The organism is Cryobacterium mannosilyticum, assembly GCF_004402705.1.
Classification (GTDB): domain Bacteria; phylum Actinomycetota; class Actinomycetes; order Actinomycetales; family Microbacteriaceae; genus Cryobacterium; species Cryobacterium mannosilyticum.
In genome coordinates, this window is sequence record NZ_SOFM01000012.1 from 1 (window position 1) to 9000 (window position 9000).

General features: G+C 69.6%; 9 protein-coding genes and 1 pseudogene. 6 read left to right on the forward strand and 4 right to left on the reverse strand.

Annotated features, from left to right (window positions below; genetic code table 11):
• Nucleotides 1-341 precede the first annotated feature (341 nt).
• Together E3O32_RS05535 and E3O32_RS05540 are read left to right on the forward strand one after the other, a co-directional pair.
• The gene (locus tag E3O32_RS05535) at nt 342-2006 is read left to right on the forward strand and encodes a GGDEF domain-containing protein (protein WP_134507535.1); all 1665 of its coding nucleotides are present in this window, start codon (nt 342-344) and stop codon (nt 2004-2006) included.
• A 180-nt stretch (nt 2007-2186) separates the two neighbouring features.
• The gene (locus E3O32_RS05540; protein WP_166790787.1) at nt 2187-2978 is read left to right on the forward strand and encodes a nuclease-related domain-containing protein; all 792 of its coding nucleotides are present in this window, start codon (nt 2187-2189) and stop codon (nt 2976-2978) included.
• 106 nt (nt 2979-3084) lie between these two features.
• On the opposite strand, the gene E3O32_RS05545 is transcribed toward E3O32_RS05540, so the two are convergent.
• The 3 genes and pseudogenes from E3O32_RS05545 to E3O32_RS05555 all read right to left on the reverse strand — a co-directional run.
• Nucleotides 3085-3363, reverse strand: a complete 279-nt coding sequence (locus tag E3O32_RS05545; protein WP_134507537.1) for an HPr family phosphocarrier protein — start codon at nt 3361-3363, stop codon at nt 3085-3087.
• A gap of 105 nt (nt 3364-3468) precedes the next feature.
• Complete coding sequence (locus tag E3O32_RS05550; protein ID WP_241974601.1) at nt 3469-3945, reverse strand: PTS sugar transporter subunit IIA; 477 nt, start codon at nt 3943-3945, stop codon at nt 3469-3471.
• Nucleotides 3942-4178, reverse strand: a pseudogene (locus tag E3O32_RS05555) (PTS sugar transporter subunit IIB); the annotation flags it as partial. The gene E3O32_RS05550 and the pseudogene E3O32_RS05555, both read right to left, overlap by 4 nt.
• A gap of 185 nt (nt 4179-4363) precedes the next feature.
• Between E3O32_RS05555 and E3O32_RS05560 the strand changes: the two are divergent.
• Nucleotides 4364-5113, forward strand: a complete 750-nt coding sequence (locus E3O32_RS05560) for a GntR family transcriptional regulator (protein ID WP_134507539.1) — start codon at nt 4364-4366, stop codon at nt 5111-5113.
• 39 nt (nt 5114-5152) lie between these two features.
• Nucleotides 5153-6394, forward strand: a complete 1242-nt coding sequence (locus E3O32_RS05565) for a PTS transporter subunit EIIC (protein ID WP_134507540.1) — start codon at nt 5153-5155, stop codon at nt 6392-6394.
• Here the strand turns inward: E3O32_RS05565 and E3O32_RS05570 are convergent.
• Nucleotides 6391-6588, reverse strand: a complete 198-nt coding sequence (locus E3O32_RS05570; RefSeq protein WP_134507541.1) for a hypothetical protein — start codon at nt 6586-6588, stop codon at nt 6391-6393. The two genes, E3O32_RS05565 and E3O32_RS05570, sit on opposite strands and share 4 nt — an antisense overlap.
• 42 nt (nt 6589-6630) lie before the next feature.
• Between E3O32_RS05570 and E3O32_RS05575 the strand changes: the two genes are divergently transcribed.
• The gene (locus E3O32_RS05575; RefSeq protein ID WP_134507542.1) at nt 6631-7413 is read left to right on the forward strand and encodes a glucosamine-6-phosphate deaminase; all 783 of its coding nucleotides are present in this window, start codon (nt 6631-6633) and stop codon (nt 7411-7413) included.
• A gap of 91 nt (nt 7414-7504) precedes the next feature.
• On the forward strand, nt 7505-8815 hold the full coding sequence (gene nagA, locus E3O32_RS05580) for an N-acetylglucosamine-6-phosphate deacetylase (protein WP_241974603.1): 1311 nt from the start codon (nt 7505-7507) through the stop codon (nt 8813-8815).
• Nucleotides 8816-9000 lie beyond the last annotated feature (185 nt).

A 9000-nucleotide genomic window follows, 5' to 3' on the forward strand; every position in this document is an offset into this window, starting at 1 on the left:
AGCGCCCGATCGCCCGCGCCGACACCAGCCCATCGACATCCGACATGGGACTGAGCGCTGGCCTCGGATCGCCAGCCTCCAATAATCAACAGGCTCTCCTGGGTGCGCCGGCTTCCCAAACCTGAGCCGCGAGCAACCGGCTCCGCGCGCAGCTCTGGAAACCGCACCCCTGAGCGCCCGAGCGCGTGCGAGAACCCGCCCCTCGCACCCCGAACGGGTGCCCGTGAAAAGTCCGACTTGACTCCAGAAGTGGGGGCTCAGAGCCCACCGAAAATCGGCCTGCATCAGCGACAACGCTGCTAGGTTCAGAATGAGGCACGAGCAGTCGGGGGGACTGAGAAATGAACTCGAACCAGGCAGTCTCCGAACGGCGCAAACCGTCGCAGGACCCGATGACACAGACGACGATCGAGGTCCTCCTCGACGCGAGCGAACGACTCTCCGCGGCCGGACGCCACCTCGACGGTGCAGTCGCGGCCGAGAAAGCCCTCGCCACCCCGGGCATCATTCCGGTGCAGCAGGCGCATGCCCGCGAGATGCTCGCGTTGCACCGGCTGCGGCTGGGCGACTACCAGGCATCCGTTCAGAACGGCCTGTTGGCCCTCGAATACTCGACGGCCAGCGGCGACCTGCTGCAGCAGTCGAAGGTGCACTGCACCCTCGCTCTGGCGTACACCGACACCGGCCTCACCGAGCAGGCCCTCAGCCACGCGGTTCCCGCGCTGGAGGCGGCACGGGCCTGCGGCAGCCAACTGGCGGAGTTCTGGGCACTGACCCGGGCGTCGACGGTGCACGGCGCGATGGGTGACAGCGTGCGCGGCGTTGAACTGGGGCGCCAGGCGCTGGCACTGTCCAGGACCCTGGGCGACACCGAGGCACGCTTCGTCGCCGTGAACAACCTGGCCGACAGCTGCCTCGAGGCAGCGCGCGCCCAGCGAGAGAACGACTGCGACCCGTCGCAGGCGCTGCAGGAGGGCTTGGCCCTCACTCGCGAGGCCGTGGCCATGGCCCACGCCCGAGGGCACAGCTTCTTCGAGACCATCGCTCTGACCAACCTGGTCAGCATCCTGATCGAACTGAACGAGCACGACGAGGCCAGGGAGAAGGCCCGCCGCTGCAAGGACCTGGCGCGCGTGAACGGTTTCCGCACTCTCGAGGTCAACGTGGACGCCCAACTGGCCGAGGTGGTGCGGGCCGAGGGCAACCTCGACGAGGCCACCGCGATGATGGATGCCCAGCTCGCCGACCCGTCGATCGACGAAGACCCGCAATTGCAGATCAGGCTGCACCAGGCACTGTACGAGATGCACAAGCAACGCGGGCGTTTCGCGGAAGCCCTGCACCACTTCGAGAAACTCCATGGCCTGACCCTGAAGCGAACGACCCAAACGGCCGGACTCCAGTCCCAGCTGCTGATCAACACCCTCGAGGTGGAACAGGCACGCCACGAGGCTGAGCGGTCGCAACTCGAGACCGAGGTGCAGCGGGTCAGGGCCGAGGAACTGGACGACCAGGCGCACACCGACCCGCTCACCCGACTGCCGAACCGGCGCGCGCTCGACCGGGAACTGCCCCTGCTGATGGACCGCGCCCGCGACCTGTCCCAGCCCCTGTGCGCGGCCATGATCGACTTCGACAATTTCAAGCTCGTCAACGACGAATACGGCCATGCCATCGGCGACCTGGTGCTCAGCACGATGGCCGAGATGCTGCGCGCCGTCACCCGGGAGAGCGACCTCGCGGTGCGGGTCGGCGGCGAGGAGTTCCTGCTCGTTTTCGGCAACACCGAACTCGACCAGGCCGTTCTGGCCTGCGATCGGCTGCTCGCCTCGGTGCGCGACTACACCTGGGGCGTCGTGGCCGTCGGCCTGACCTGCACGGTCAGCGTCGGCCTGGCCGCCCTCCAACCGGCCGAGCGGGTCTCGCACTGGCTGGAACGGGCCGATGTGGCCCTCTACGGCGCCAAGCACCGAGGCCGCGACCAGATCGTGACCGCCGACGCCTGACCATCCGCGGCAGCCGAAAACGGATGCCGCACCGACACATCCGCACAGCTCGATCCGGGGGGATCCATGACAATCCAGGCACCGACAACTCGACCATCGACGGGGAACCAGCCGTCAGCGGTCGAGGTTCCAACGGTCGAGGTTCCGACGGTCGAGGTTCCGGCGGTCGGGGGACGGACGATGGGCGAGCAGCCCGCCGCGCACGCGGTCATCGACCTGCTGCTGCGCCAACAGGCCGAGTCTCCGACGCGAAGCGTGGTCGGCCGCGTGTTCGGCTACTCCCCGCTCGCCGCCGAGAGCGTCAGCTGGTACCTCGGCGCGAAGGGTGAAATCGACGTCGCGGCCATGCTCGCCACGCTGCCCCCCAGTTGGAGCGTCTTCCACTCCCTCCCAATTGGCAAGAAGGGCGCGGACATCGACCACCTCGTGATCGGGCCCGGCGGGGTCTTCACGATCAACACGAAGAACCACACCGGCAAGGGCGTCTGGGTTGCCGGGCAGACCCTGATGGTGTCGGGCTACAAGGCGCCGCACATCCGCAACGCCGAATACGAGGCCGACCGGGTCACGAAACTACTGCGCGAACGGATGCCGCGCCTCGCCGCCGCGCACCCCGTCGTCGCCGTCGTCAATGCGAAGTCGCTCACGATCACGAAGAAGCCGGAGCGGGTCGCCGTCGTGACCGGGCCCGCGCTGCGCCGCTGGCTGATGACCCGGCCGGTCGTGCTCGGCCCGGCCGAACTGGCCGACCTCCGAGCCGTCATCGACAACCCGGACACCTGGCCGGCGCCGCTGTTCTCAGCCACCCCGAACGCCCAGGACCTCTTCCAGGCGCTGGACGCGGAAGTGCGCACGGCTTTGCTGCGGCGCACCATCTGGAAGTTGACCGGGATAGCGGCCCTCGTCGGGGGTCTGCTGCTGGCCGCGCCGGCCCTCTCGGCCGCCATGATCGGGTTGGCGAGCATAGGCTGACGCGGCCTGACCGGGCGGCGCCGCGGGCCACGCGGCGCCGGGGCCTCATGCGGGGCCCCATGCACCACCTCATGCGGGGCCGCGCGGGGTGGTGTCGGGCTAGGAGTTACGCGGCGTCGTGGTCCGTCTCGAGGATCAGGACGAGGGCCTCGAGAGCCTCGTCGGCACCCTCGCCCTCGGCCCGGAGAACGACGACGTCACCGTTGGCGGCGCCGAGGCTCATCAGGCTCAGGATGCTCGAGGCATCCATCGCGTCCTCGGCCGGGTCGCTCTCGAGGCCGATCGTGACCTCGATCGACAGTTCGCCGACGGCCGCCGCGAAGATCGAGGCGGGTCGGGCGTGCAGGCCGACACGGCTCGCGATGGTGGCGGTGCGTTCGGACATGGTTCCTCCTGGTGGTGCTCGCGAGATCGGTTCTCGCCGATTGTGGTGGGGCTGCTAGTCAACGATGGCGGGTGCGGGCCTGCCAGCGCAAGCTCGACCCGGCCGTCAGCTGTTGACGGTGATGAACTCGTCGCCGGCGGCGAGCTGCGCGCCGGCGGTGACGGCATCCGCCAGCGTGATGTTCGCGGCGGTGCGCTCGAGGATGATCACCGGAACGATCGGGTTGCGACCGGTCGCCTCGATCGCGACCACGTCGTAGCTGACGATCACGTCGCCCGCCGTCACGGTGTCGCCCTGGGCCGCGCGCAGGGTGAATCCCTCGCCGTGCAGCTGCACGGTGTCGATGCCGAGGTGCACGAGCACGCCGAGCCCGTCGGGGGAGAGGATCACATACGCGTGCGGGAATACTTTGAGCAGCTTGCCGCTGATCGGCGCGATCGCGTCGACGACGCCGCGCGGCGGGTCGATCGCCGCGCCTGGGCCCACGATCGACTGCGCGAAGGTGGGGTCGGGCACCTCGTCGATGGCGACCGCCCGGCCCGGAACGGGCGCGAGCACGACCACGGGTGAGGGCGAGCTCACAGAATGTCCTCGATGTCTTCGGCGAGGTTGTCGGCCTCGGGGCCGACGATGACCTGGATGATCGTGCCCGACCGGAACACGCCGTGGGCGCCGGCCGCTTTCAGTGCCGCCTCGTTCACGAGGGCGGGGTCGGTGACCTCGGTGCGGAGCCGGGTGATGCAGGCCTCGATCTCGACGATGTTGCCTGATCCGCCGAGGCCGGCAAGGATCTGTTCCGCTTTGCTGCTCATAGTGTCTTCCTCCTGTGGTGGGTGCTGCTGGTCCGGATTCTAGTGCTCTCCGAGAACCCGGGCGGCAGTGGGGCTTGACAAGCAGGGGGCCGCGGCTTCATCATCGAACTATTGGATCGTACCAGTACGGACCACAAACCGAAAGTGGTCCTATGCTGGAGATCGACCAACGACGTGAAGGTGACACGATGACGAAGATCCAGGACGAGATCCCGGCCCTCGAGGCGGGCCCCGTGCCCAAGCATGCGCAGTTGCGGGCGATCCTGCTCGAGCGGATCGAGAACACCCTGGCTCCCCATGCGGCCATCCCCGCCGAGCGCAAGCTGATGAGCCAGTACGGCGTGAGCCGCTCCACGGTACGCGAGGCGATCCGCCAGCTCGTCGAAGAGGGCCGCCTCTACGGGGTGCAGGGCAAGGGCACCTTCGTGGCCGGCGAGCGCGTGCAGACCGACCTGCACCTCGCGTCGTTCACCGAGGACATGCGCCGGCGCGGACTCATCCCCGCGACGATCGTGAGCTCGTTCGCCCTGGTCGACGCCCCGCTCGAGGTGCGGGCCGCGCTCGGCCTCGGCGCGAACGCCCAGGTCTACGAGATCGACCGGCTCCGGCTCGCCGGCGGCATCCCGATGGCATTCGAGCGCGGCTACTACAAGGCCGAACTGCTGCCCGACCTCGAGAGCAAGGACCTGACGCGGTCGCTCTACGCGACCTTCGCCACCGAATACGGGCTCCGGATCGACAACGCGGAACAGACCGTGTGGGCCGAGACGGCGGATGCCGGCGCCGCCGACCTCCTCGGCGTCACCGAAGGCGCGCCCCTGATGGTGTTCCGCCGCACGTCCTCGGCAGGCTCGGCATCCGTCGAGTACGTCACCTCGTGGTACCGCGGCGACCGCTACCAGGTGCACATGACCCTCAATCTGCAACACCAGCCCTGATCCACCCCAGAACCCCAACCCATCACCAGGAGGAAATCAATGTCCAGCATCACCGCAGACGCGGGCACGAAACGAAAGTTTCCCGGCCTCGGCCAGGCTCAACGAGTCGGCCGCAGCCTTATGCTCCCGATCGCCGCACTCCCCGCCGCCGGCCTGCTCCTGAGACTCGGCCAGCCTGACCTGCTCGGCGGGATCCCCGGCTTCGAGACCGGCGGCGCCGTCATCGCGTCGGCCGGCGGCGCGCTCTTCGGGGCTCTCCCGCTGCTCTTCGCGGTCGGTGTCGCGATTGGCTTCGCCAAGAAGGCCGACGGATCGACCGCCCTGGCAGCCGTGGTCGGTTACCTCGTCTTCTCCAAGGTCGGCGAGGCGATGTCGCCGCTGGTCCTGGGGCTGCCGGCCAAGGGCGACACCCAGGAGCTCGTCAACTACAGCGTGCTCGGCGGCATCCTGATGGGTATCGTCTCCGCGTTGCTCTGGCAGAAATACCACCGGATCTCATTGCCCAGCTATCTCGCCTTCTTCGGCGGGCGCCGGTTCGTGCCGATCATCACCGCCGTCGTGGCGCTGATCCTCGGCGTTCTGCTCAGCTTCGTCTACCCGGCGTTCGCGAACGGCCTGACCGGCTTCGGTGAGGTCGTCACCTCGAACAACATCTGGGGCGGCTTCCTCTACGGCACGACCAACCGGCTGCTCATCCCGGTGGGCCTGCACCACATCCTCAACTCCGTGGTCTGGTTCGTCATCGGCGACTACAACGGCGCCACCGGCGACCTCAGCCGGTTCTTCGCGGGCGACCCCACCGCCGGCTCCTTCATGACCGGGTTCTTCCCGATCATGATGTTCGCCCTCCCCGCCGGTGCGCTGGCGATCTGGCACGAGGCCAAGCCGTCGCAGAAGAAGATCGTCGGCGGCATCATGCTCTCCGGTGCCCTCACCGCGATGCTCACCGGCGTCACCGAGCCGCTCGAATTCTCCTTCATGTTCGTGGCGTTCCCGCTCTTCGTCATCCACGCGCTGCTCACCGGTTCCTCGCTCGCCCTGGTCAACGCCCTGGGCATCCGCGACGGGTTCAGTTTCAGCGCCGGAACGCTCGACTACGTGCTCAACTTCGGGCTCGCCGAGAAGCCGCTCCTGCTCATCCCGATCGGGCTGGCCTACGCGGCGATCTACTACTTCCTCTTCCGCTTCGTCATCCGCAGGTGGAATCTGAAGACCCCCGGCCGCGGCGACGATGAGATCCAGGACCCCGCAGCTGCGGATGCCACGGGGACGACCGTCTAGATCGGCACCTGGTCCGGTCCGCACGGCGGGCCGGACCGGCAACACCCGGAACGCCGGCCGGGGGTCGCGAGCAGCCCGTTCGCGACCCCCGGCAGGCAGCACCACGGTTCCGCCCGCACCACCGGCACCACCCGTGCCGCCCGCACCACCCGCAACACCGGCACCACCCGCACGACCGGCACCACCTGTGCCACCGGCAACACCCGCAACACCCGCAATTCGAATTGGAGTACACGATGGCCGAAGTAGTTTTTGTTGACAGTGAGGCCGCGGCGGGAACGCTCGCGGCAGCATCCATTCGTTCACTGATCCTGCAGAAGCCGGATGCCGTGCTCGGCCTCGCGACCGGCTCGACGCCGCTCTCGGTCTACGCCGCCCTGGCCGCGTCCCTCACGGCCGACCCGATCGACGTCTCCCAGGTGCGCGGCTTCGCCCTCGACGAATATGTGGGCCTGCCCGCCGACCACCCCGAGAGCTACCGATCGGTGATCACCCGCGACGCGGTCGTGCCGCTCGGCCTCAACCCCGCGAACATTCGGGTGCCTAATGGCGACCCGGCCACCATCCGCACGGCGGGACTCGACTACGAGGCTGCCATCGTCGCCGCCGGCGGCGTCGACGTGCAGATCCTCGGCATCGGCCGCACCGGGCACGTCGGCTTCAACGAGCCCGGCTCGTCGTTCGCCTCCCTCACCCGCATCAAGACCCTGACCGAGAAGACGCGCATGGACAACGCCCGCTTCTTCCCCTCGATCGACGACGTGCCCATCCACTGCATGACGCAGGGGCTCGGCACCATCCTCCGGGCGCGGCACCTCATCCTGCTGGCCTTCGGGGCCGAGAAGGCGGATGCCATCGCCGCTGCCGTGGAGGGACCGGTCACCTCGAGCAAGCCGGGCTCGGTCATCCAGCTGCACCCGCACGTGACCGTGATCGTGGACGAGGCCGCCGCCTCGAAGCTCGAGAACCTCGACTACTACCGGTACGCCTGGGCGCACAAGCCCTGGCCGGGAATCTAGACCGCGCCGCCCCGCTTCCGGTCTGATGATTCTCGTTCCGTCACCTCCCGTCCCGTCTGAACCCCGCGTCTGAATCCTTGGAGCAACCGTCATGACCCCGCTCACTTCACCTCCGGCCGACCTTGTGCCGGCCGAGCGTTCCGGCACCCCGGCCGTCGCCGGTCAGGACTCGGCGGTTCCGGCGCCGGCCGTGCCGGTGCTCGCGGCGCCGATGCTCACGACGCCGACGCTGGCGGCGCCGACGCCGACGCTCGCGACGCCGACGCTCGCGACGCCGATGCTCATCGCGGGCGGAACCGTGATCGCCCCCGACGCCGTCTTCTCGCCCGGCTGGGTGGACATCCGTGCCGGCCGGATCGTCGGCTGCGGCGCGGGGGAGCCGCCGCGGAAGCCGGACTTCAGCTTTCCGGAGAGCACCCTGGCCGCCGGTTACGTCGACATCCACACCCACGGCGGGGGCGGCAGCAGCTTCAACGACGCGGACTCCGCCGTCGCGGCCGCGCAGATCGCCGCCACCCACCGTGCCCACGGCACCACGACGCTGATGGCCAGCCTGGTCACGGCCCCGCTCGATGAGTTCGAGCGCACCGTGGCGGCCCTGGCGGGGCTGGTCGAGCAGGGGCTGCTGGCCGGCATCCACCTGGAGGGGCCGTGGCTGAGCCCGGCCCACCGCGGCGCCCACGACGAGGCCCTGCTGCGCACACCCGACCCCGAGAGCATCGACCGGATCATGCGGGCCGGCCGCGGCACCGTGCGGATGGTGACAATCGCGCCGGAGCTGGAGGGCGGCCTCGCCGCCGTGCGCCAGATCGTGGGCTTCGGCGCCGTGGCCGCGATCGGCCACACCGACGCGAACTACGACATGACCCGGCAGGCGATCGCCGCGGGTGCCACGGCCGGCACGCACGTCTTCAATGCGATGCGGCAGATCCACCACCGCGAGCCCGGGCCGGCGCTCGCCCTGCTCGAGGACCCGGCGGTCTTCGCCGAGCTCATCGCTGACGGGGTCCACTTGCACCCGGCCATCGTGCGCTTCATCATCGAGAGCCCGTCGCGACCCGTCTTCGTGACGGATGCCATGGCCGCCGCCGGCGCGGACGAGGGCGAGTACAAGCTCGGCGCCCTCGACGTGAGCGTCTCCGACGGGCAGGCGCGGCTGGCCGACGGCACCATCGCCGGCAGCGTGCTCACCCTGAGCGAGGCCGTGCGCTTCGCCGTGCACACCGCGGGCGTGCCCGTCGAGGTCGCGGTGCGCGCCGCCACCCAGAACCCCGCCGACATGATCGGCCTCGCCGACCGGGGCCGCCTGGCGCCGGGCAACCGGGCCGACCTGATCGTGCTCGACGCCGGCCTCCAGGTCACCGCGACCCTCCAGTCCGGCGCCTGGGTGACGCCCGCGTAGATGCTCGGGCGCGACCGCGCCACTTCCGCCGCTTCGCTCCAGGTGTGCGTGGCGCGCAACGGCGCAAATGGCGCGCTCGTCGCATCGGCACGCCCAAGAGGTTCCTCGGGCCGAGCTCAGAGCCCGCCGGGCGGCCCCGCGCCGCGCCGCCCCGCCCGCCCGCCCCGCCCGCTCCGCCCCGCCCG

Bases quoted from the DNA above. Each gene is read 5' to 3' on its own strand.
- E3O32_RS05535 (WP_134507535.1), top strand. From the start codon at position 342: ATGAACTCGAACCAGGCAGTCTCCGAACGGCGCAAACCGTCGCAGGAC.
- E3O32_RS05540 (WP_166790787.1), top strand. From the start codon at position 2,187: ATGGGCGAGCAGCCCGCCGCGCACGCGGTCATCGACCTGCTGCTGCGC.
- E3O32_RS05545 (WP_134507537.1), bottom strand. From the start codon at position 3,363: ATGTCCGAACGCACCGCCACCATCGCGAGCCGTGTCGGCCTGCACGCC.
- E3O32_RS05560 (WP_134507539.1), top strand. From the start codon at position 4,364: ATGACGAAGATCCAGGACGAGATCCCGGCCCTCGAGGCGGGCCCCGTG.
- E3O32_RS05565 (WP_134507540.1), top strand. From the start codon at position 5,153: ATGTCCAGCATCACCGCAGACGCGGGCACGAAACGAAAGTTTCCCGGC.
- E3O32_RS05575 (WP_134507542.1), top strand. From the start codon at position 6,631: ATGGCCGAAGTAGTTTTTGTTGACAGTGAGGCCGCGGCGGGAACGCTC.
- nagA (WP_241974603.1), top strand. From the start codon at position 7,505: ATGACCCCGCTCACTTCACCTCCGGCCGACCTTGTGCCGGCCGAGCGT.